This window comes from Streptomyces sp. VNUA24, from assembly GCF_029167005.1.
In the GTDB taxonomy this organism is placed as follows: Bacteria; Actinomycetota; Actinomycetes; order Streptomycetales; family Streptomycetaceae; genus Streptomyces; species Streptomyces scabiei.
This window is the reverse complement of record NZ_CP119143.1, coordinates 7580722-7604208: the sequence shown is the minus strand read 5'-3', so window position 1 is coordinate 7604208 and position 23487 is coordinate 7580722. Positions and strand designations below refer to the sequence as shown.

18 protein-coding genes and 1 riboswitch are annotated in these 23487 nt (G+C 67.1%); of the genes, 1 reads left to right on the top strand and 17 read right to left on the bottom strand.

Annotated features, from left to right (window positions below):
• Positions 1-177: 177 nt before the first annotated feature.
• Positions 178-393: riboswitch (cyclic di-AMP (ydaO/yuaA leader) on the top strand.
• Positions 394-400: 7 nt separating this feature from the next.
• Positions 401-658, top strand: coding sequence for a hypothetical protein (locus tag PYR72_RS32555; RefSeq protein WP_275458590.1), 258 nt, complete (start codon positions 401-403; stop codon positions 656-658).
• A 165-nt stretch (positions 659-823) separates the two neighbouring features.
• On the opposite strand, the gene PYR72_RS32550 is transcribed toward PYR72_RS32555, so the two are convergent.
• From PYR72_RS32550 to PYR72_RS32470, 17 genes are all read right to left on the bottom strand, one after another.
• Complete coding sequence (locus PYR72_RS32550; protein ID WP_275458589.1) at positions 824-3973, bottom strand: hypothetical protein; 3150 nt, start codon at positions 3971-3973, stop codon at positions 824-826.
• Positions 3970-5073 carry a hypothetical protein gene (locus PYR72_RS32545; RefSeq protein ID WP_275458588.1) on the bottom strand — a complete coding sequence of 368 codons (1104 nt, stop codon included), beginning with the start codon at positions 5071-5073 and terminating at the stop codon, positions 3970-3972. The genes PYR72_RS32550 and PYR72_RS32545 overlap by 4 nt, the downstream gene beginning before the upstream one ends.
• Before the next feature lie 54 nt (positions 5074-5127).
• Complete coding sequence (locus PYR72_RS32540; RefSeq protein ID WP_275458587.1) at positions 5128-6057, bottom strand: hypothetical protein; 930 nt, start codon at positions 6055-6057, stop codon at positions 5128-5130.
• Positions 6058-6072: 15 nt separating this feature from the next.
• Positions 6073-6969: a phage tail domain-containing protein gene (locus PYR72_RS32535; protein ID WP_275458586.1), complete on the bottom strand. Its 897-nt coding sequence runs from the start codon at positions 6967-6969 to the stop codon at positions 6073-6075.
• A complete protein-coding gene (locus PYR72_RS32530; RefSeq protein ID WP_275458585.1) occupies positions 6969-11240 on the bottom strand; it encodes a phage tail tape measure protein in 4272 nt (1423 codons plus the stop codon). Before PYR72_RS32530 ends, PYR72_RS32535 begins: the two co-directional genes overlap by 1 nt.
• 553 nt (positions 11241-11793) lie before the next feature.
• Positions 11794-12027 (bottom strand): hypothetical protein, encoded by a 234-nt coding sequence (locus PYR72_RS32525; protein ID WP_275458584.1) that lies wholly within the window; start codon positions 12025-12027, stop codon positions 11794-11796.
• 98 nt (positions 12028-12125) lie between these two features.
• Positions 12126-12707 (bottom strand): hypothetical protein, encoded by a 582-nt coding sequence (locus PYR72_RS32520; protein WP_275458583.1) that lies wholly within the window; start codon positions 12705-12707, stop codon positions 12126-12128.
• Positions 12708-12723: 16 nt separating this feature from the next.
• Entirely contained in the window at positions 12724-13209 is a 486-nt protein-coding gene (locus tag PYR72_RS32515) for a hypothetical protein (protein ID WP_275458582.1), read from the bottom strand.
• 131 nt (positions 13210-13340) lie between these two features.
• A complete protein-coding gene (locus PYR72_RS32510; protein WP_275458581.1) occupies positions 13341-13625 on the bottom strand; it encodes a hypothetical protein in 285 nt (94 codons plus the stop codon).
• A gap of 208 nt (positions 13626-13833) precedes the next feature.
• A complete protein-coding gene (locus tag PYR72_RS32505) occupies positions 13834-14271 on the bottom strand; it encodes an HK97 gp10 family phage protein (RefSeq protein ID WP_275458580.1) in 438 nt (145 codons plus the stop codon).
• Positions 14272-14275: 4 nt separating this feature from the next.
• Positions 14276-14707, bottom strand: a complete 432-nt coding sequence (locus PYR72_RS32500; RefSeq protein ID WP_275458579.1) for a hypothetical protein — start codon at positions 14705-14707, stop codon at positions 14276-14278.
• Between the two features lie 47 nt (positions 14708-14754).
• Entirely contained in the window at positions 14755-15177 is a 423-nt protein-coding gene (locus PYR72_RS32495; RefSeq protein ID WP_275458578.1) for a DUF6093 family protein, read from the bottom strand.
• Entirely contained in the window at positions 15174-15617 is a 444-nt protein-coding gene (locus PYR72_RS32490) for a DUF6093 family protein (protein WP_275458577.1), read from the bottom strand. The genes PYR72_RS32495 and PYR72_RS32490 overlap by 4 nt, the downstream gene beginning before the upstream one ends.
• A 197-nt stretch (positions 15618-15814) precedes the next feature.
• Positions 15815-16384 carry a hypothetical protein gene (locus PYR72_RS32485; protein ID WP_275458576.1) on the bottom strand — a complete coding sequence of 190 codons (570 nt, stop codon included), beginning with the start codon at positions 16382-16384 and terminating at the stop codon, positions 15815-15817.
• A 290-nt stretch (positions 16385-16674) separates the two neighbouring features.
• The gene (locus tag PYR72_RS32480; protein WP_275458575.1) at positions 16675-20094 is read right to left on the bottom strand and encodes a DEAD/DEAH box helicase; all 3420 of its coding nucleotides are present in this window, start codon (positions 20092-20094) and stop codon (positions 16675-16677) included.
• A gap of 80 nt (positions 20095-20174) precedes the next feature.
• Entirely contained in the window at positions 20175-20930 is a 756-nt protein-coding gene (locus PYR72_RS32475; RefSeq protein ID WP_275458574.1) for a hypothetical protein, read from the bottom strand.
• Positions 20931-21353: 423 nt separating this feature from the next.
• Positions 21354-23237 (bottom strand): ABC transporter ATP-binding protein, encoded by a 1884-nt coding sequence (locus tag PYR72_RS32470; protein WP_275460583.1) that lies wholly within the window; start codon positions 23235-23237, stop codon positions 21354-21356.
• Positions 23238-23487: the final 250 nt, after the last annotated feature.

The following is a 23487-nucleotide window of genomic DNA, read 5'->3' as shown; positions in this document are numbered from 1 at the left end:
CTACTTCCTGACCCGCACTCGCGCCCCGACAGCCGCCTGACCTGGGAAGTTCGCATACGTCCACCCGAACGGGTGAGTGGTGCGAAAGAACACAAACCCCTGGCCCTCCTGGGACTTTCGACCACGGATAGGCCAAGATCCCTCTAACGACAAGCCCTCGCCACCACGGTGAGGCGATCCGGGCGGACGCCGAATCCTGCCGCCGCCCGGATGACCGGTCGACAGATATATGCATCGGCAGGAGTGGAGGACCCAGCGTGACGGGTCGCCGGGACGGTCACACCATGACCGGACCGAGCAGCCCTTGGGATGAAGCCGCGTGTATGCGGCCGGGCAACTTCGCCAGCCCGAATCCGACAGGTCATCCTCCACAGGCGGCTGACGCGAAGGTACAGCCGTCATGTCAACGACGCAGAACAACCCCCAGCCCTCCGGAACCAGCTCCAACGGAGACGGGGGTGATGGGTCCAAGATCCGCAAGTTTGAAGCCGCAGTCATTGTCCTTGTGGGAATCATCGGTGGTTTCTCCGCAGCGACAGGACGACGGATCATGGACCACGTCTCGAATTTCGAGGCGATTTACACAGGCTGCCTAGCAGCAGCCGGATTGTGCGGCTTCATCATCCTGATGTTGAGGTTCATCCGGGGGCAATCTTGACCCGTTAGCACAGCAGGAGGGGCCTTGGCATCTGGCCAAGGCCCTCTTCCTGCACCCCTCTTGACATGAGGTCATAGCACCGAATTCACGCGGCTATGGCCGATTCAAGATATCGTGGGCGCCACTTGAGATCGGGACAGCTCCGAGTTGCCATGATCGAGCCAGTCAGGTGATCGCCTGGCCGATGTAGTCGTCGGCCGAGCCGCAGTCCTCTACCAACAGATAGGCGACGTTGCTGCTGCTGGCGGCGAGCGTCCATGTCTGTGCGACTCCTCCTTGAGCCCCGGTCCAGCACAGTGCGGCCGTGACGTCGCTGCCTGTCGTGTTGGTCAGGATGGTCTGGACGGAAACGGCTGCGTTCGCTGTGGAGGCTTGCAGATTGTTGACCCGTATCTGGTCCTTGTAAATCGTTCCGGACACGCTGTTCTTGCGGATTCGGTATAGCGCGTAGCTGTCACTGGCCGCACTATGCAGTGCCCAGAGGGAGACGCGGTAGGCGCGGCCGGCCTTGAACGTGATGCTGCCGGTGGCGATGAGGGGCGTCTCCGCGCTGGAGAAGGTGACGTTCGCGGTCAGTGTCTTCTGCGCGACAAATCCGCGCCCCTGGGATTTGCCGTAGACGCTGAGGTCTCGGTCGATCGCGAATCCGCTGGATGTGAGCTTGGCAGTGGCCTGGGCGGATGCGGACGGCGCATCGCGGACGTGCAGTTCGATGGATGATCCGGCGTCCGATGTATCGGCGCCGTAGCCGCTGATGTAGGCAACTCCGTTCCCGCTCAGATCGTTTGCGTAGAGGTTGAAGACTCCTCCCGAATAGCCCGGCACGTGGCTTTGCAGGAACACCCCTGTTTCCTGGATCGAACCAGTCACCTTGGGGGCGCTGAGCGAAACGCTCGGAACTTCGTAGGTGGCGGAGGAATCCGAGGCGTACGCGATGGCGGTATTGAGTTCTGCCGGTGCTGACTCATCGGCGCTGCCGGAATAGAACTCAATCGATCCGGTCTCCGGATTGGTGTTTCCGGGGCTGATGACAACTCGCTGCCCGTTCGCGGCAGTTTGGAGGGTGCTGCCGGTGAGGACGGCTCCGTTGATCGTCCTGCCGTTGATGGCATCGGCGTCGAGCTTGTCCGCCGTGATGGCCCCGGCCTTGATGTGGGTTGCTTCGATCGCGCCCGCCGAGATCTTCGTTGCCGTCACGGCGTTGGCCGCGATCTTGTCCGCCGTGACGGAGAGCGCGTTCAGCTTGTCCGTGGTGATGGACAACGCCGCGACCTTCTCAGCCGTGACAGCCAGGGCCGCGATCTTCTCGGCGGTCACCGCTCCCGCGAGGATCTTGGGCGCGGTGACGGCGCCGTCGGCGATCTGTACACCCGGGACCACCGGTCGGACGACTGCGTTGTCCCACAGCACGGCCCCGGCGGTCGACTGGTATGTCTCGACCCAGACCGTGGCCGCGGTGGTGTTGGCCGGCGCAGTGACCGTAGCGGCAAGGCGCTGCCACGAGCCGCGGGCCGGGACGTCCACCTGGGCGACGCCGAAGCCGACGGTAGCGCCCGCGCCGTCCTGCCACCGGGCGTAGAACTTGAGCGCACCTCCCGCCCAGTCGGTGGACGCGTTGGCGTCGATGGCGAGGTAGAGCTGCTCTCCGCTCAGGATCGGCATCGACGTGAGATTCAGGGACCGTGTCGTGGCGGCCGTCGCCGTGGCGTCGACGCGGAGTGCCTTCGCAGAGCCGTTGCCGCCGGAGACGACGGACCATACGTTCGTGGCGATCGCCGCGGTGTAGGCGCCCTCGAACGAAGGGTCGCCGAGCACGTTGGTGCCGCCCGCGACAACCAGCTTGTCCGTGGAGATCGAGGCCGCCGCGATCTCGGTCGCCGTGACCGAATTCGCGGCGATCTCACGGCCCGTGATCGCATCGGCCGCTACCTTCCCGGCGATCACCGAGTCGGCTGCGAGCGCGGCGGCGGTCACCGAACCGCTCACGAGGTTGGTCGCGTCGACGATCCCGGTCTTCAGCGCCTCGATGGCAACGGCGTCGACCTGCATGACGGCCGGGGAGCCGGAGACGCCCATCGAGGCGTAGTTGAGCCACAAGTAGGGGGTGATGAAGCGGACGGCGTCGTGCACGGTGCCGGGCGAGCGCGGGTCGTTGTTAGGACCGGCGGAGCCTGCGGATGCGCGGTCCTTGAGGTAGCCGACGACTGTGACCCAGCCGTCCGTGGTCGGCAGCGATCGGTACGACGCCGCGACGTAGTAGTGGCTGTTCGGGGCGTTCGCCCCGGCGCGGTTGACCAGGGTGGTCTGGTCTGCGCCCACGCCGAGTACGCCGACGTAGAACGCGTCCGCGCCAACGGCGAGTTGGGCTGTAGCCCTGATCCGGGCACTGATCCGGTATAGGACACCGGGCTCGTAGGGGACGAGGGTCGTGCCACGGAGGCGGACGAAGCCGCGGGCCTCGCCGACGTTCCGGCCGGTGGGAGCGTCCGGTACGCCGGTGAGGTGCGCCCACGTGGCGCCGCTTCCCTGGTCGGTGGTCTGCCAGGCGGCGGCCTCGCCCATGGTGTCGACGAGGCGCTGGCTGGTGGCGTCCGCGAGCGCGCCACCGAGCGAGCTGAGGGTGATCGCGCCGCTCGCGACCTTGCCCAGCGTCACAGAGTTGGCGGCGAGCTTCTCTGCAAGCACCGCGCCGTCCGCGAGCGCGGTGGAGTTGACGGCCCCGAGGGCGAGCGCCGCCTCGGTGACCGCGTTACGGGCGAGTTTGGTTTCGTCGATGATCGCGTTGACGAGGTCGTCGGGGACGGCCTTGCGGGCCTGGCCCTGCGCAGCCGACGAGGGCTGTCCGGCCGTGCCGGAGGTGTTGACCGCGATCAGGCGCACCCAGAGCGGGGTGTAGGTGTCGACGGCGAGGGTGATGCTTCCGCTGGCGGCCATGTGGAAGGCGGCCACCGGGCTGCTGGTGTCCGGTTCGGCGTCGGCGGTCGCCGTCAGGTGGACCTGGACTTCGGCCAGATCGAGCGGGGCGGTCTCGGCGTCCGTCCACGTTCCAGGCCAGGTCACGGTGAGCCCGGACAGCGCGGACTCGACCACGGGCGGCGTCGGGGTGGGAGGCGGCGGCCCGTTGTGGGCGACGAAACCCACGGTGCCGTCGTCTTGGAAGCCCATGCTGCCGCGCAGGGTGCCGTCCTGGTCATAGACCTCGATCGCGCCGTGCTCGACGGACGAGTACGCCATGCGGGCGGTGCGGGTGGTGCGGGCCAACTGCCGTTCCAGGACGGCGACTCGGGCGGCCAGGCGGGCGATGTCGCTGCTCACGCGGTGCCTCCCCCGTAGGTGAAGCGGTCTGCGCGCTGGAGCTGGATGACGGCCTGCTCGGGGGTGTCACCAGAGGCGGGCTGGATCTGCCAGCCGACGATGCGGGACCAGGCGTCGAACTCGGTCCACTGGTCGTGGATGCGGGCCCGTACGTCGTCGCCGATCTGCCAGGAACCGAAGCGGGCCGCAGGGTGGTCGCGGATGGTGATCTCGGTGACCTCGCCGATTACCTGCCGGGAGATGCGCTCCGTTCGCGCCCGGCTGGCGAGCCGGTCATTCGCCTTCTCCTCGGGCACTTCGAGCAGGTGCTCCAGGCGCAGCCGACCGTCCCGTACGGCGTCGACGGCGCGGCGCCGGTTGCGGCCCTCGCCGGCGCCGAGCGCGATGACGACCTGAGCAAGGTTGTCGGCGTCGTACTCGACCGGGACTGCCTTGACGACGTTCACGCCGGACTCGAAGTGGATGTCCATGCGACGGCGGCCGAGGCGCGGCCAGCCGATTCGGACGCGGCCCTGCGGCGTGCCGTTGTGCCAGGTGGCTTCTTCGGTCCACTCGGGCCCGCCCTCGACGGCGACCATGTCGCTGATGACGTCGCCGAGTGAGGGCGTATCCCACCAGTCGATCCGGTAAGGGTCCTCTGGAGTGCCGACGGTGGCCTTGGATGTGGTGTTGTCGACCTGGATGCCGAGCTGGCCGTCCGGCTGCTCCTGGCAGTACGCCCACACGTCTCGGATGACCCTGCACGGGTCGGCGTAGGTGTAGGGGCCGCGCGCGTTCAGCTGGCCGTGGAGGTCGTAGCGCCGGTAGGGGTAGGAACCCCAGCCCGATGCCTCGATGTTCAGCTGCTGGCCCTCAGGGTCGGCTCTCCAGATCAGGCCGCCCCACAGCAGTCGCCCGTCGCGCTCGGCGTAGAGCTTGGTATTGCCCGGGTCGAGCTGGGAGCGGACCAGGTGGGCCAGTCGCGGTTCGACGGCCCCGGTAAGGCTGCCGGTCGCAGACAGCGCGGGGCCGAACTCTACGCCGGACAAGGGCAGGTCCCAGGCGAGGACCTTGTTGGTGAGTGCGTCGGTGGTGAGGTAGCGGTATGACGGCGACGCCATCGGGCGCGTCCTTGCTCTCCCCCGCGCCAGGATGGATTTGCGTTGGTGTTGGTGTCAGAGGACGCCTTCGCTGAACTCGACGTCGGCGATGATCGAGGTCGAGCCGTCCACCGACAGGTCGCCGGTCTCTGCCTTGGACATGTAGGTCTGCAATGAAAGCTTCTGGGTGGTGCCGCGCTGCGCCGCGCTGATCGTGATGTTGTCGGCGACGACGACTGTTTGGCGGCGGACGACCGCACCCTGGTTGTCGTCGATGACCGTGTTCTGGCCGAGGTCGGAGCCGAATTTCGTCTGCATGGAAGCGAACACGTCGGCCCTGGCCATGCGCAGCCCGGCGATGGTCACGACAACCTTGGCCGCGACAGCCCAGGCCGGAATCGGGACCGGCCAGCTCGCCGCTGTCGGCCAGCTGTGCCACTTGTTGTCCTGGTACTTCAACTCGCTCAGGGCGGATGGGTAAGCCGTGTACAGCTTTCGGTCGCGCCGGGGGTTCGCGATCTGCCGCAGGTCCGTGATCATGGCGCTGGTGATCGTGGCCGTGTTCGCCGGGAGGTCGAGCCTGGCCAGCGGGATCGCCGTCATGCCGGACGGAACGGTTTTCGCCGAGGCGGAGACGCCGGAAACGACATGGAAGTATCCGACGTCGTCGGAGGTCGGCTCCCGGTTGCCTTCGTACTCCGGGTCCTCCACCCGCAGGCAGACCAGGTCCGAGCGGGCCGAGGATCCCGTGGGAGCGATCGGTACAAGGGAGTCACCCACGTTGTACTGGGTGTAGGAGCCCTGTCCCCAAGCGGCCCCTGTCACAACGGCCGAGCCGTCACCGACGCGGACGCCGGCACCGGGAGTGGCCCACTGTCGAACCTTGAGGTCGTTGCCCTCGGTCACGCCCTGGTTCCCGGAGGCGAGGTCGCGGATCATCATCCGGAAGGCTCGCGCGGGATGGGTGCCGCCATGGGTCAGCATGGGCGGCTGGATCAGTGCCATCTGGTGGTGCTCTCCTTACAAGGCGGTGTGGGCGTCGCGCCACGACACCGTGAGGCGGGTCGAGCTGGTGTAGTCCGCGCCGGTCCAGCGGACTTCGCTGGTGCCGGGCGGGATCTGGAACAGGTCCAGGCGGGAGGCGGCGGACAGAGCAGAAGAAGCGTTGCCGCCGTTGCGCAGCACCCATCGGGTGCCAGGGCGCGTGTCGATCTGAAGGACATCCCTCTCACCGAGCGTCAGTCCAAGGTCTAGGACGCGCCCGGTCTCCGTGATCCAGATACGTGGATTCACCACCGGGCCGGTGACAGTCAGCGAGGGCCAGGCAGGCAGGTCCCCTGCGTTGACAACCCATCCACGGCGCTCTTCGGGGTCAGCGACGCCAGTCGTAACGGGGGCTGTCACTGGGGCTTTGAAGCCGCTGTTGCCCGTGTAGGCGAGCGGCAGGATGGACTGCTGTTCCGGCTCGCCGTGCCAGCGCGGGTCGGTGGCCGCGAACTCCAGCGTCACCGGAATCCACCCGAAGACGGCCTGCGCCATGGACACGGCTTCCACCCGACGCACCCGCCCGTACAGCCGCTTGATGCCATCGCGGCCGGGCCAGCGCAGGCGAAGGGTCTGGAGTGCTCCTGCTGTCTTCCTCGTCGCCGGATCGGCTGCGGCCTCGTGCAGTGCCGCGAGTGCGTCAACCGCAGCGTGGGCGTCGCCCGGCGTGCGGATTCCTGCTTCTATGGTCACGGTCCGAGGGCTGTAGAGATCGACGCCAGGGAACGCGCCGTCGTCCGTGGGGAGGTCCACGTCCTGCGCGCGGACATCGGGAGTGCCCAGCCCGGTGATCTCGCCGACCGGGTACGCCGTGCCGGGCCCCATGAGGACTCCGGCGAAGTCGAGTTGGTAGTCCTGCGTAATCGTGGCCATCAGATACGGCCTCCTCGCTGGGCGTTGCGCAGCCGCCGCATGATCTCCGTACCGACCTGGCCGGCAGCCTTGGCGTCGGCAGCGCCGTTGACGGTCACGGGCATGGATCCGACGAGCGCGGCGGGCCGCTCCTCGCGGACGACGACGACTTGTACGGGAGCGGGCCGGGCGTCGACGAGTCGTACGAGTCCGTTGTCGCCCGCCGGGGTGAGCCGGTACCCGAACCTGTTCGCCACGTCCGCCAGGACGGTCGTCGCCGATCTCCGCTTGTTGACCCCGAGCGGTAGGTACGCCTCCCCTCCAGTGGAGGGCTCGGCGAAGCGGATGATCCCGTTGTTGGTGGAATACAGACCGGCGCGGATACCGCCGTCCTCGTACGCGAGCTGCTTGTTGGCCTTGTCCAGGTCGGACAGAAAGCGCGTGGCCTTCTTTCCCCGCGCGTCCTTGATACGGGTCCGGCCGAGCGTGGCGATCTCGATGATTCGGTCCTCGTCGAGTTCTGTCTTCTCGGAGACGTCGTGGATGCCGGTCTGGTTGGAGGTGATGGCGGAGATGATCGCCACGAGGTCCGGGAGGTCGTCGTCGGGGATGGCCTTCGAGGCGGCCTTGGCCTGGGTGTTGGCCTTCTTGGCCTTGCTCGGGGATTTGGCGGCTTCGGCGGCGATGTCCTCCGCGTCCTCGTCGCCCTGCTCGGCGAGCATCGTCGCCAGGTCGCCGTAGCCCATGGCCGCGAGCTTGGAAAGGTTCTTCTCGAACGCGGCCTGGTCCTTGATCGCCTGCTTGAGCTGGGCGGTGTAGTCGGACAGCGTGGCCCGCGCGACCACGCCCAGCTTCTCTAGGTCCTTGGTCATCTCCGTGACGTACTTGGAGCTGCCGGTGGCCATCTTGTGGGTGAGCTCCACGCCGTCCTCACCCATGTCCTCCAAGGCGTCGGCGACATCCTGGCCAGCGCGGCGAGCGACGGTGGCGAGGTCCTTGCGCCACCGCCGAGCGCGCTTCACCGCCTTGTCGAGGTTCTTCTCGAAGAGCTTCAGGTCGAAGACCTCGGTCTCCTTGCCGCCCTTCTTCACCGTCCGCATGGAGTCCGAGCGGATCGACGAGATCGAGACCAGCTCTGTCGAGCCGGAGGAATTGTAGGACCAGCCGGTCAGCCCTCCGTCGGCGTACCAGTCGACGCTCTTCCCACCGAGACGCCGGACGACCTCCTCGGTGATCGCCCGTGACCGGGTTCGCTTGTTGTGGGCGAGCGGAATGTACGCCTCGGGGCCTGCGGCTTCTTCGGCCCATACCCGCCATGTTCCCTGCCGCGCGATCTGCGCCACGTGGTTCTCGCGGACACCTCCGGTGGCGTAGAACTCGACAACGGAGCCGTTGGCTTGCTTGCTCGGCGCCTGGATGGAGTCGGGGACACCGTTGGCATCGCGGTCCCAAGATGTGGCCTGCCGTTTGATCAGGAGCGGGACGACGACGGGCGGCGGCTGGTTCGTGGACACGTTGACGGTGACCGACTTGGTGCCGGGGATGTTCTGGACCGACAACCCGATGGCGTCGAGCTGCACCTTGACTGCGGCCATATCGCCGGACAGCAAGGCTGACGTCAGCGCCGTTGCGGCCTCGGTGCCCTTGGTGGCGGCGACCTGTCGGATAAGGTCCAGCGCCCCGGACCATTCGGCGTTCGCGTCCTTTCCGGCCTTGGAGAACGCGGCCACGACCTCCGAGAGTTCGGGGGCCCCGATCGGTACGTCCGCTCCCCAGATGCTCTTCAGGGAGTCCATGGCTCGCTCGGTGTCGCCTGACAGAAGAGCGTCCTGGAAGGCTGCGGCGGCGTCCTTTCCCTTCCTCTTGGCGACCTCTGCGAGGAGACCCATGCCACGGTCGAACTCGCTGCGCGCGTCGCCGACGGACTTCTTCACGGCCTTCCGCAGGTCGACCATGGCCATCTGCTCGGTGACCTTCTGGAAGGCGGCCGGGTCGTTACGCTCCGATGCCTTGGCCCAGGCTCGGCCGATCTCCTGGCCGTACTTCTCGGTGATCTCGGCGGTCTTCTGCAAGCCGAGCCGGTACGCCTCTGTGGACCGTTCCGCGTCCTCGGTCACGATGTCGCGCAGCTCGTCGGCGACCTTCGTCTTGCCCTTCTTCAGCTGCCCGACGAGTTCGTTGAGCATCGGCGCGGCGTCCACGCCAAGTTCCGCGAAGTGGTCGGCCAGGTCGTCGTAGCCGAACACCGCGAGTTCGGACAGGTTTCCCTGGAAGTCGCGTTGTGCCTGAAGCTGCTTGTGCAGCTCCTTCATGTAGTCGGACAGCTTCACCTTGGCGGTGTCGGCGTCCTTTCCGGCTTTGCGCATCGCCTCGGCCGCGGCGGCCTGTGCGTCCCTGAAGGCTCGCGACGGGTCGACGGCGTCGCCGACGGCCTCAGCCAGTGCCTTCATCTCGTCGGTGATCTCGGGCGCACCGGTGCGGTCGATGTTCGCGAGGGAGAACAGGTCGAAGATGCCGCCGCTCGACTTGGCCTGCTGCTTGATCTTCGCCTCGACGATCGCCTTCTGCTCGGCGATCTCCGCTTCCTTCTTGACCGCCTCGGACCACATCTTGTGGCGCTCGTCGAGGGTCTTCTCCGCCTCGGAGTACTTGGTGATGCTCTCGTAGTCGCCGGGCACCTCACCGGCTTTGGCCTTGCCGGCGTACTCGTAAGAGTCCTGCTGAAGGCGGTTCTGGAGGACGGCGAGCTTCGCCCCGCCGGAGGTGATGGCGTCGATGGCCTCTGTCGTGCCGATGCCGACCTTCTCAAGATCCTTCAGGGCGCCGTCGGCGGTGAGCTGGTCGTACAGCTTGTTGATGCTCGGGCCGGTCGTCGCCTGCTCGCGTTCCTGTTGCAAGGCTTGGACGAGCTCGTTGGTGGCGTCCTTCGCCTTCTGCTTGGAGGCGGTGTAAGCGGCGTATCCGGCGATGCCGAGGGTGAGGACGGCGGCGAGGCCGGTGACCGCGAGGCTGCTGCCGGCCAGCACGGCGGGCATCACAGCACCTCCGGCCTGGGTGGCGGCCAGGGCGGTACGGAACGCGGCGACCTGTACGGTGACCTTCGTGTAGGCAGCTCGGAGCAGGAGCAGTCCCGCAACGGACGCGGCGACCATCGTGAGGACGGACTTCATCGGTCCGGGGAGGTCCTCGATGGTGCCGACGAAGGTGTGGACGGCGGACCCGACGGTCTTCAATACCGGCAGCAGGGCTCGGCCAACATCGATGGCGAGAGCGCGGGCCTGGTTGGAGGCCAGCTGCCACTGGCCGGTGACGGTGTCGGTCTGGAGGGCGTACGCCTTCTGCGTGGCTTCGGCGCGTGCCACTTCGTTGGCGATGCCCGAGTAGGTGTTGGCGTAGTTCTGTCCCCCGGCGGAGGCCAAGGCAAGGGCTGCCCGGGTGGCGCGGATGTCCTTCCACATGTTCGCGATGCCCTCGGCGGTGTTGCCCGCCGCCCCGTTGAGCTTGTTCACGACCACGTACAGGCCGTCTTGTTCGACGGCGGAGGCGGCCGACTCGTAGCCCAGGTCCTTGACGGCCTGCTTGAGATCCTGCGTCGGCTTCATAACGCGGGTGAGGAGCATGTTCAGGGCGGTCACGGCTTCGGCCGCGGGGATACCAGTGAGGGTGATTGCGGCAAGCGCGGCGCTCATGTCGTCGAACTCGACGCCGGCGGCGGCAGCCATCGGTACGACGTCGCCGAGTTGCTGCGCGAGTTCCTCGAAGGAGATGACGCCGTAGTTGACGGTCTGGAACATCACGTCCATGACGTCGCTGGCGTCGGACGCCGACAATCCGTACGCGTTCAGCACTCCGAGAAGGGCGCGGGCCGAGGTCTCCGACGTGGTCAGGCCCGCTGCCGCACCCTGAGCCGCGACTTCGAGGATCTCCATGGCGTCCGCGCCGTCGAAGCCGGACGAGACGATCTGATACAGGCCGTCGCCGAGCTGGTCGGCGGTCTGCGGCAGGCGGGTGGACAGTTCGACGATCTGATCGGTGAAGGCTCCGACGTTCTCGGACGTGATCTGCTGGGAGATCGTCAGGACGTTGGCCATCGCCCGCTCCAGCGAGATCGCCTGAGCGACGCCGACGCCGAGTGCGGCACCGATGAGCAGGCCGTTCTTGGCAGTCCGGGCAGCCTGGGCGTTCCGTGCGGCGGCCAACTGGGACTCGGCCCGTGCGACTTGTTGTGCCTGCCGCTGCGTATTGCGCGCGGCGGTGGTCTGTGCCTCGTCCCGCATCCGCACTGCGGACACGGCACGAGCTTGGGCCGACGCGGCGAGTCCGGTGGCGCGCGTCGCCGTAGCCTGGGCCGCTGCCGCCCGCCGCTGGGCTTCGGTGTGCTCCTGGGCGGAACGGGCGGCAGCCGTCTGGGCCGCAGCGGCGGTACGCGTGGCGGCTGCCGCACCGGCGCCAGCTGTGGCCTGGGCGCGCGCGTTCATCGTCTGTGCCAGGGCCTGCGCGCGTGCGGCTCGCTCTCCCGTCGCCGCTACGGCAGCCTGTTCCGCTGCCGCGCGGCGAGCCGCTGTTGCCGCCACAGCCTGCGCACGACCGGCGCGTTCCTGGAGCACAGTGGTCCGCTGCACAGCTTGAGCCACCTGCGCCTGGGAACGAACCATCTGCGCCGACGCGGCAGCTTGAGCGCGGGCCAGGTTGTCGCTGGCCACGCGTACCTGGTTCAGCCGTGTGGCCGTTCCATCCAACTGGCCGTCAAATGCTCGGAGTTGAGTGGCGCCCTGCCGTAGACCGGTGGACAGCCCGCCGGTTGACGCGAGCAGGTTGACGTACAAGGTGTAGGCACCAGCCACGTCAGGATGCCTCTCTGGGCTTCAGCCCGATCTTGAGCCCCCGCGCATCTGGTCCATCAGGAATGTGTTCGCGCTCCATCTCGATGACCTCGCAGCCCACGCAGCGGTAGGGCTCGGCCACGTACGCGAAGCGGTCGCCGCCCTGGCTCTCGTCCCACTCCGCCGACCGGGTCCCGCAGGTCTCGCAGACGCTGCGCTGGTACGCGAGGTAGGCCATCGCCTTCGCCCGATCCAAAGCCGTCCACCGGCCGTCCCCCGCACCCGTGAACTGCGAGTGCGGGAGTCCGTAGGCGTGGCACAGCTCCATCTCGGCCCTGAACTGGGCGTCGGCGATCAGCCTTTTCCCAGGTCGGCCCTCATGGTCTGGTTGACCAGCAGCGCGGCCGTGAACAGGGCCTTGGCGTCCGCGTCGCTCCAGCTGTCGAGGAGTTCCTGTGCCTCCGCCTCGTTCATGCCGTCCACCGAGGAGGCCGAGATGAGTGCGGCGGGGAAGGTCTCGACGTTGTACTCGTGGCCGAGATCCGCCTGTTCCTCCGTGGGAGCGTGCTCGCGAAGCAGTTGCTCCCAGGCGGGTCGCGGCAGAGCCCGGAAGGTGAGCGTGAGAGTCCCGGCCGCCAGGGCCCGCCGGGCCTCGTTCAACGCGGCCTGGGCAGCCAGCACGTCCGGCTGTGCGAGTGCCCAGTTCTCACGCTGGTCGGCTGGCATCTCCAGGTCGGAGGCCCGTCCAACGGCGCTGGTGCGGGCCTTGGCCATGTCGAGCGCCGCATCGGTCACGCTCTGCTTCAGGTCCTGGTCGTCGAGGAAGGACACCGCGCGCTCGGGAAGTCGACGGGCCCGAAGACGGGCCATCTTGGCCGCCCAGTGCGGATCGCGGGCGACGGCATCGGCCGGCGGTTCAACGAAGGTCGTAGTCATGCAGCACCTCCGCCGATCAGGCCGCGGCCGGGACGGCTACGTCCTGGACGGGCTTGCCGGTCACGTTGAAGCTGACCTTGAACTTCGCAGGTTCGGAGGCGGTCGTGTACGTGCTCGACCGGGAGCCGACGCGCACCGGGAAGATGTCCATGGACTGCGACGCCGGGATGTCGCCCTTGCGGAGGATGACCACGTAGCCCTCGGTCCCCTTGGCGAGGAGCGTCTCCAGGGCGTTGTCGACCTTGTCCTCGTAGAAGGTGAGGCTGGAGTTGTCGGCCTTGTCCTCACCGGGGATGTTGCCGGTGAACTCGGTGGCCAAGTCCGGTGTGTCGATGGGGGTGTTCTCGACGGCGAAGCCCTCGATGTCGCTGATGGCCGGGGACAGGTCGGTCCCGTTGGTGCCGCCGAGCTCCGGACGGACCGGGATCAGTTCCTTGGAGACGATGTCTTTCAGGAAGAAGAACTTCGTGGTGCCGCGACGGGTGAACCGCTGCTGTGACACTGATTCTCGCTCTCCGGGAACCGGTGTTCCGGAGCGCGCACACGCCGGGCCGGTCCCCATGAAGGGGGAATCGGCCCGTGCCGGGTGGCCGGGCGTCCGCGAGATGCCTCCGCGGTGAGGTAGCTGGAACGTCAGGACCCGAGAGTGGTCACGGTGAGGACGTACCGCTGCACATAACTGTATACGCCACCGCTGACAGACATCCCTTCCTCCTTGTCCAGTTCTCGGTCGATCACGATGTAGCCGGTGATGGTGATGGTGTTGACGTAGGTCCCGCTCAAGCGCGCGAGGAGCGCGGTGCGGACCTTGTCCGCCATCCACTCGACCTGTTCGGCGGTTGAGGCGACCGAGGTGACCTGGACGAGCACACGGGCGTCAGCGTCGCCGTCACCGTAGGGCGGGCCGCTGGTAGTCACGCCCAGCGGGTAGAGGACGCTGTAGGGGATCGTGGCGCCGGTGGGCGTACTTGATGCCGTGGGGGCGGTCCCGTATCCGCAGCTTCGGGCGGTTGTTGTGGCCAGTGTCTTCTGGATCGCGAGGGACACTTCTCTGCCGGAAACGGGCACTACTCCTCCTCTTCTCCTTCGGGGGCGGTGGTCTGCCGCCCGGCGGCATGGCGGTCACTCACGAGTCGTCGTCGATCGTGTCGCCGAGCGCGGCGATGAACAGCGGCCGGATCTCCTCGACGGCTGGCCCGACATGCGGGTAGGGCGGCTGGTTGTAGACGCGCCCCAGGCTGTCGGCGCCAACGAAGCCATACTCCAGGCGTCGCGCCTGGGGCTTGTTCGTGCCGACAACCGCCGTGACGGAGAACCCGTCCGTGGACACCTCGTGCGTCCAGGAGCGCCTGTAGTCGCCCGTGGGCGCGTTGGGGCCCGGCCTGCCGCTGGCCTTGGCCTTGATCCTGGTCTCCAGCAGCATCGCGTAGTGCTGGACGGTGGCCGTGACCTCGGGCAGAGTGCGCGCAGCCCTGGCGTCGAGCTGCGCGGCGATCTGGAACGCATTGGAGTAGGCGCCCGCCAGAGGGTGGGCGTTGGGGTGCGGATTCAGCGAGGACGCCACTGGCTCACTGCCCGTCTTCCGGTTCCGGCTCGCCCCACTGGCCAAGGGCCCATTCCCGCAACAGGGCGAGCATGGCGCGGGTCAGCTCGTGCGGGCGGCCGTCCATCAGGTCGTGACGGTCGAGCGCAGCCTTCTCCAGCTCGGCGGGACTGATCGCGGAGAGGAAGGCAGCCGCTGCCGGGCCAGGTTCCGGCGGGTCGCCGATGACGACGTGCGCCAGGCCCTCGAACACACCGGTCGCCGTGGATCTCGGGGAGAGTTCGATGACCATCTGCGGTACGTCGCCCGCGCGGTGAGCCAGTGAATAGGCAGCGAGGTCCCGGGAGACGTCGTGACCGCCGATCTCCACGACGGCGGTATGCCCCTGCCCGGTGACGCGCACCGGCAGGGGCTCACCCTCGGAAAAGATAGATTTTGAATTCTGATGTGTTGGCATCTATCTGAGGTTACGGGTATCTGGTGACAGCCCAGCTCGCCAGCCGTCTATGGAGGGGTGATCTCGTCAAGACGGGTCACCCGAACGATCTCGACCGTGGACGCCTCCGACGGATCGAGGACCTGCCACACCCGATTCGCTGTCGCCGCGTGCTCGCCAGCTGCGGCCACGACCTCCACGCGGTCGTACCGCACGGGAACGGGGGCCGAAATCGGCGTGAGGAGCCGATACCAGCTGACCGTGTCGTCCAGCCATTCCCGCCCGAGAACGTGCTGCGCGGTGACCTGGCCATGGCCGGACAAGACAGCCCCCGGTCCCTCGTAGACCGACTCCGCCGGCACTGACCCCAAGAGTCCGGTCGAGGGGTCGAGTTGGGGAGTTCCCGTTGGGCGGGTGATCCGTACCGTGTCCACCAGCAACGTCGACTCCAGCTTCTCCCGCTCCGCCTCGGTGTCGATCGGCGTGCTCACGAAATGGCGCCTGAAGTGCTGGACTGCGTGTTCTGGTCCAGGAACGTCGTGCGGACCACGGCCAGAGTGGAGGTCTGCCCGACATCGAGGACGCGCCACGTACGGCCGATCGCTGCCGGGTCGGCGGCGTTGACGACGCTCACCATGTCCTCGCGCGAAGCCACCGGGGCGTCCAGAGGCGTGATCAGCTTGTACTTCGACGCGGAGTCGTCGACGTACGCCTGACCTTCCAGGTGCAGCACGATCCCGGGATCTCCATTCGGGAAGACCCCGCCGTGCCCTTCGTAGATGATGACGGGCGGGCCGGGCTCGTACTGGCCTGTGTCCGGGTTGAAGACCGGCTCGCCCGCTCTGCTGATACGTACGATGTCGGTGAGGATCTTGCGTTCGATCAGGGCGCTGACGGCCCCGAGGGTCAATCCTTCAGTGAGAGTGCTCATATGTTCGAGCGTAGTCGCGCCTGCCGAAAGCCCAGACTCCTCCTGTCTCGTGTCCGGTGACACTGAACCTTGACCGTTTTCCACTGAAGTTTGACCGGTGCTCGATTACGACGGACCGAGCCGGCTGGTCGTGCGGATGCTGCTGGCCTGCCGTTCCTTGGGGTATCGCCGCGATACGGGTCAAGGGGCAATGATGCCTACTCCTCGTCGTCCTCGTATGGGATGGGCACCAGGGGGAACCGGTCCTTGATGGTCGCCCATGCTTGGCTGCTCATCTCCGCCTTGAGTACGTCAGCGTCACGGGGAGAGTCGTCGAGGTGCGGGCAGTCGATGAGCCGGTACTGCTGGGAGAAGTGCTGCCAGCAGTAGGCCGCTCCGGCAGCGAAAATGTGCTTACCGAGGGGTTGCATGCAGTCTGGGCAGATGGCGACAGGCCCGAGGTACTCGTGGATGTCGAGGGCATCGTCCCCACAGCCGGTGTACTCCATGAGCCCATAGGGCATGGCCATGGTTTGCTCCGTCTCCCGCAGTTCCAGCGTCCGCAGGGTCTCGGTTGCCTTCACAGGCTCGCTGGCCGCCGTGGACGCGAAATTGTCAAGAGCTGCAAGCCACTCCTCGCCGCTTGCGTACGGTTCACGGTTGCGGACGTCGAACCAGAGATCAGCGAAACACCCGACGACAGCTTCGGGCCGATCGAGCAGCGGCGTGAGCGTGATGCAGGAGCCGTCGGTCTCGCCGCAGTTCGGGCAAGTGTCAGGTATCGCCACACCGGTGCAGTGTACGTTGGCGCTCCGTGCTGCCCGTTGCCGTCGCATTCCGGCGGCAAGCTGTAGGCCCGTCCCTCCAGTGTCGCCGCGGTCGCCGGGCACGTCGCCGAACGCGACCCCGCCGCCCGCCGTCGAATTGAACCGGGCACTCAAGGCTTCAAGGTGTCCCGTGGCCCCTTTGTGCTTATCTCGGCGATCTCCCCTCCAAGCCGCCGAGTCCCACGCGGTCAAACTTCAGTGGCAAACGGTCAAGGTCTAGTGTCACCGGACAACTCGCCTGCCACAGCGATCTAGTGACTGCGCCGGGTGGTGAGAAGTCTGCCGTCCCGGAGATGGTGGGCAAGGTCGAGGCCGCTGTCGAGCATCGCGAGGACATCGAGGTGTCTGTCGGCCGGCACGGTGCCCAGGCGCCGCTTGTTGCGACCGACACGGATCAGAGGGTTCGTTGCGCTTGGTGGAGCGATCGCGACCGGCCCGTCAGATGCGCTGGGCGTTAGACGGACCAGGGGGGTGATCACGGTGCGGTCGTCGAGCAGCTTGTTGACCAGGTTCGAGGGTGAACGGACGTAGTCGAGGAGGTCTTCGATCTCGTATTCGTTCGCCTGGTAGTGATTCGTCCACCCGTCGATGTGCAGCTCTGCGAGCCAGCGGCGTAGGTCCGCTGGCCGACGCAAGTGGGCGGCGGCCTCTCGACCGGCGAGGTGGGCCAGGCGGCGGGAGGTGATGCCGGAGGTGAGCAGTGAAAGGGCCTGCTCGGTGTCGACGCCGTGCCGGATGTGCCAGGCAGTGTAGGCGTTCAGCCGCGGCGTGGTGGGGGACAGCAGGGGGCTGTTGTTGACAAGATTGATCAGGGCGCCGGTGACCCAGCTGAAGGCGTGCTCGAAGCCGCTGCTGATGTTGCGCACTGCTTGCTCGAGTGCCCATTCGGCGGGCACATCGGGCAGCCATGAGCGAGCCAGGCCGGGGATGCCGCTGCCGGAGATCCAGTCCTGAATCGCGGTGGCGAGCGGGACGTCCACCGCTGTGCCCTTAACCTCTTGGGTGGTGAAGCGCCAGGTACCAGCGACCTCTGGCAGTTCCAGGAGGCGCTCGAAGATTTGCTGTTCGGCGAGAAAGGCAAGGGTTCGCTCCAGCGTCCACTCCTCTGGTTGCGGTTGGACGAACCACACCTGCTCGGCCGGGTTGTCGTCGTCAGCTGTCTGCTGGGCAAGTTGGCGGGCCAGGTACTGGGCGAGCTGGTCCAGGTCGCGCGCTGACCCGAGGCTGGTGCCGGTGCTGGACCAGCGGCCAGCAAGGTCCCTTTCAGTGGCTTCATGCACCTCTGCCACCCGTCCTGCGAGGCCGAGCCAACGGTTGGTAACCCGCTCGTCGTCGGCCTGGTCCATCGCGAAAAGCGACCGGACGGCGTCGAGACGGTCCCCGTCCAGGACGGGCGTCGTGGCCTGGGTCTGCAGGACCAGCCACACAAAGGCAGCGAAGTCCGCAGCGATGCTGTCCGCTAGGGCGAAGACACCGTCGGCCTGCTCACGCATCTTGTCCTCGGCGTCGGCGAGGGCGGTCAGGGCCTCGTTGGTCAGCAACGCGGAAACGACCTTGAGCTGCTCCGTATCAGGATTGAGGGTATCGAATTCGGCTGGCTTGGGTGGATAGGGGCGGGTCAGGAGGATCCATCCCTCGCTTTCCCGTCCGGCACGCCCCGCGCGGCCGACTGCGTTGACGAGTTCGGCCGGACTCAGGCTGCGCTGGTTCTCGTAGACAAGATGATCCCCCTGGACCTTGCTGTGCACGATGACCGTACGCACCGGCAGGTTCACCCCGTCGGTGAGGGTGCTTGTGCTGGCGATCGCTACGAGTTGGTCGTTCCGCAGGGCGTTTTCGACGGCTTGGAGAACGTCGTCGGGGAGGTCGCCGTGGTGGTAGGCGACGCCGCGACGGGTGCAGCGGACCAGCGGGTGCTCAGGCCCGAGGGTGTCTGCCAGGTACTCGGAGAGCGCGGCGGCCGCGGGGCGGTCTCCGAGATGTTCGGCGATGGCGAGTGCGGTGTTGCGGGCCTCCTTCTTGGTGCCGACGACCATCAGGACGCTGCCGGCCGAGGTGAGCGACGCGGCGCCGGCCGCGAAGACCTTGTAGTCCGCGATGCCTCCGGACAGGCGGGTCTTGGAGTTCCACTCGTTCCGGTAAGCGGAGGCGAACCGCCGCTTGCCCACCTCACCGGTGGTCAGCCGTGCGATCGTGGACGTGGCAGTCGGCCGGACATCCAGGCGGACTTCGACCGGCACAGTGGCACGCCATCGGGAAAGTTGATTGGCTGACGGCGACCGAGGCTCCAGCTCGGCCTCATCGGAGATCAGCTGCGGGTAGAGAAGCCCGTGCAACCGACGAGGGCCTCGCCAGGTGTCGGTGAAATACACCTCGCTCGCTGGACGCTCCGGATCGAGCCACGAGGCGATGTCGCCCCGGTTGCCGACCGCCGCCGACAGCAGCACCAGCCGGACGTTGCTCGTACTCGCCCGCAGGAGCCCAAGCAGACTCTCCAGGATGAAGCCCCGCCGCCCCTGCGCGAGATGGTGCGCTTCATCCACCACGATCAGCCCGACGCCGTCCAGCGCAGCCTCCGGGTCACTGCGGATCATGTGCATGAGCCGCTCCGGCGTCACGATCTCCACATCGCTGCCCTCCGACTCCCGCTCGGAGGACAACGGGAAGTCCGGCTGCTCCGCCGCCAAACGCCGCTCCAGCATGCGCAGTCGGCCCCGCAGGGCCGAGCGCATCTCCCGCCCGAGGCTGCGCATCGGCGACACGTACAGCACGCGCCCAGATCGCTGCGCCAGATGCGAGCAGATCACTAGCTGAGCCATCAGCGTCTTGCCCGCGCTGGTCGGCACACTGATCAGACTGCGCGGCGTCGAAGGGTCGACCGGGTTCCCTCGCTCCAACCTCAGCAGCTGGCGCTGCGGAGGCCACAAGGTCATCACCGGCGGTTGGGACAGCGCGAAACTCCGGGCAACCGCCGGGGGCGTCCCCGGAGGCAGCAGCGAGTACAGGCTGCTGGCCTCCATTTCCGGACACAGGTCAAGGAGATGCGCAGCCACCCACCTTGCCAGCCGGTCACCGTGCCCTGCCCGCTCGTGCATCACGTCCTCGAGCAGGCGCTGTGCCGCCGTAAGGTTCTGCTCCTCCCCAAAGGTCAGAAACTGGTACAGGCGGAAGACTGCGTCTACGACCGCCTCGGCCGGGCCGTACATGGTGCCCGCCAGAGACTCGCGGCGCATCACCTGCCGTAGCTCCCTGAACTGCCGCCGCCAAACGCGCAGCGTTCGACCCAATGTCGGCCGGTCGAAGCCGAGGAAGACCACCCCGGCCCCCACCGCCAGGGTGCCGATATGAGAGCGGAGCGCGCCGCTGTAGTCCACAAGGCCCCGCACCTGACGGTAGACCGCGGTGGCGTTCGGGTCCTGCTCGCTCCGCCGGTAGCCCGCCTGAGCGGCGAAAGCAATCTGAAGTCTGTCGGCAGGGGACCGCCGGTCGTCACCCAGCGCGAGGTCCAGCAGGTGCGCGCTGACCGCGAAGGCCTGCCGGATGCGCCCTGCGTCGAATCCAGGAACCTCCGGATCGAGCGCCGCCAGCCCATGCAGATACCACGCCGTACCGAGCACCTCGTCCGTGATCCCGCGCTCGTCGCGGAACGCGGCGACCTCCATCTCGGTCATCGTCGCCAGAAGATCCTGCGCGCTGGGGAGCACACCACCTGGCCGGTAGTCACCAAGCGCCGACGCGAGCACAGCTGGATCTAGAGTGCGCTCCACACGTACTCCCTCACGTCCTTGGCGAAGTTTTCAAGATCGTCGACCGCTACCACCATGCCTTGCAGTGCCCCGCTATGGGCGTGGGTCGTGAAATGCATGTGAGACCGCTCGAACGCCGTCTCGGGGACGTCCGTGGCATTCAGCGCCAGGCTGACACCACCGCTGCTCGACTCTTGCGCGTACACCCACTGCCGCGTCAGCGAGCTGACGAACGCCTGGGTGTCCGGAGCAAGGCACCGGCCGCCCCAAGACATCTGGCTCAGGTATTTCGCTCCGTTGTTGTTCAGCTGCTGCCAGGCGCCGCGGATGGTGTCGCTCGGCTTGGCAGCGGTGCCGGTGAATTTCTTCATCTCCCACAACCTGAAGACGAAGCCCATCGCGCCATCCTCTACGCGGTGGATGATCAGCCCGTCCGGACCGCTGTCAGTCACCGTCGAAGAAGGCGGATCAAGGATCTCCACGCGTCGTCCGGGCTCCAGGGTGAGGTCCCGTGTCAGCAGGTACCAGAGCCACTCACCTATGTAACCGGTGACGCCAGTGATGTCGTTGGCTTCGAATACCGGAGCCGCGACGTTCAGGATGTACTCTCGGTCCTTGTCGACAAGCTTCACGCCTGTTATGGCAGCCTCACGCCACAACTCAAAGGCGAGCGTGTCCAGATCGGCCCGGGCGAGCATGATCTCATCCGCGATAACCCAGGCCGCCGCTGCTCGGTCTATAGGTTCCTGACCAATGGTCATCACTAGGTCCCACGGGCACACCTGATCCCGGCCCCGCGGCTCGCGTCGCGTCAAATCTATGAGGCGGCCCCCGACCGATTCGGCGCGCTTCATTGCCCGCCCTGCAGAAATTCGCAACTCGCCCTCACCCCCGTCCCCCGGCCCGGTGCCAGGCCGCGAGGGCAAGACACTGTCCACACGATCACCCTACCTACCCGTGAAAGCTCCTTCATCTACTGTCGTGAACACCTGCAGAGGTAAGCGTGGGGCAAACCTTCGGGGCCTCAGGCACGTGGCTATCAAGATGAGCAAGGCGCGGCTGCTGCGGCAGATAGGGCCGGCGCCGCCGCCGGTCGCTGGCGGGGCGCCGACGGGGTGGGCGTCGGAATTACTGAGGTTGAACTCGTGGTGTCGACTGGGGCAGTGCGAATCGGGACGTTCGGATCACCGATCCTTGGCCAGGGAGACGAGCTCAGCGAACAGGCCGTCGGCATGCACCAAGTCCTCGTACCCGCCTTGTTCGATCACCCGTCCTTTGTCCATGACCAGGATGCGGTCGGCGAGCCGTGTGTTCTCGAGTTGGTGTGTGACGACGATCGTCATGCGCTCGGCGGCGATCCGTTTGATCTCCAAGAAGATGGCGTGCTCACCGCGGGCATCCATCTGTGAGGTCGGTTCATCCAGGATCAGGAGCGGGGTCTGCCGGTAGAGCGCGCGGCCGCACACGAGTCGCTGCCACTGCCCTCCGGACAGTTCGGCGCCGCCGAACAGCTCCTTGGCGAGGAGGGTGTCGAGCTGGTGGGGCAGCTTCTCGATCGCCTCGCGCATGCCGATGGCATCGACGACGTCCCACACCGGCCCGTCGTCGTACGTCTTGGGCTGGCCGAGGGTGATGTTCTCGCGGGCGCGTAGGGGCCAGCACGCGAACCCCTGGGGGACGAGCGCGGTGCGTTTCCACACGGAGTCGGGGGTGGCCTGGGCAAGGTCGATGCTGTCCCACAGGACGCGGCCCTTGTCGGCGAGGAGAATGCCGGTGAGGAGCTTGGCCAGGGTTGACTTGCCCGAGCCGTTCTCGCCGACGATGGCCAGGATCTCGCCGCGGCGGAGCGTGAGTGAGACCCCCGCGACGGCTGGTTCCTCCTTGCCGGGGTACTGGTACACGACCTCGTCGAGGCGGATCTCGTCCACACGATCCGGGATGGTCAATTCCCCGCGCTTGGGGGCGCGTTCGGTGGCCATGTCCAGGAAGGACCTCATGTCGGCCAGGTAGAGGGAGGTGTGGAACATCGCGGCGCCGTGGATGACGAACTGGGCGAGCGAGGCCAGTGTGGTCTGGACAGCGACCAGGGCGGTGGCCGCGACCGGCAAGGCGACCCGGCCGGTGGTGGCCAGCCAGGCGAGCGTGGCCCAGGTGCCCAGCTGGAAGATCCCGCCCAGCGCGCTGGTGGCCAGGACGATGCGGAGCATCCGTGGGGCTGCGGTCAGGGTGCGCTGGTCGATCCGGTCGGACAGCGCGCGATACCAGTAGATGAGGTAATCGGTCATGCCGTTGGCGCGGACCTCGTCGCCGTAGCGGGAGTACGTGGCCCACCAGCGCATCATCGAGCGCACGTTGCGGTCGCCGACGTTGAGGTAGTGGGTCTCGTAGTCGACGCGTGCGGACAGCACCGCCCCGGCGCCGGCCGGGAGCACGGCCAGCAGGAGCAAGGGCAACATCAGTGGGTGCAGCGCGGTGATGACCCCGCTCGCGGCGATCATGCGGATCAGGGCGGACAGGAACCGCTGGGCATCCTGCACCATCATCCGGGTCCGGGTGACGCCGACTTCGGCCGCCTCCTGCCGGTCGGCGAATCCGTCCTCGCCGTACGCGGCTGACTCCACGCGGCACACGGCGGCGACGAGGGCAACGTCCGCCTCGGTCATCAGCAGAGGTGTGATCCGCCCGTCCGCGTACGAGGACAGGGCTCCACTGATGCGGCCAATGCCCGCAGCTGTCGTCACCACAACCAGGGCCGGCAATGCGGCGTGCAGACGTCCGGAAACCGTCCCGGTGGCGAGGAGGTGGGTCATCGCCTGGGCGGTGAAGGCGAGGACGACACCGGCCGCGATGCCGGTGAGCAACTGGCAGACCAGGAGCAGTACGACGCCGGTCCTGTCGACGGCCCACGCCATCCGCGCGGTGTGCCCGAGCACGGAGGGAAGGCGTCGGCACATTGCTCCGAAACTGGCATCTGCCAGCGGGTTCTTCCCGTACTTGCCCTCGAAGGTGATGCTGGCCGGGGGTGGAGGGGGCGGCGTCTCCTCGTTTGCAGTCGAGGCGTCAGTCACAGTCACCTGTATCCCTCCTTGGGGGCCGTGCCGCACCTGGTGGCTCGGCATGCACGGCATAACGACATGCCGCGGGATTCGAACGCGCTCGCTTTCGGACGTGCAGGGGCCCTTGAACCGCAAGGGGTGAACCTGTGACCGCCATACCGGGGCGGCCCATGGCCGGTGCAGATATGACCGAATCGCCGATGGCTGTGGCACCTGTGACGCATGAGGTTTCGGGCGGTGATCGGCTCGCGATGACACCAAG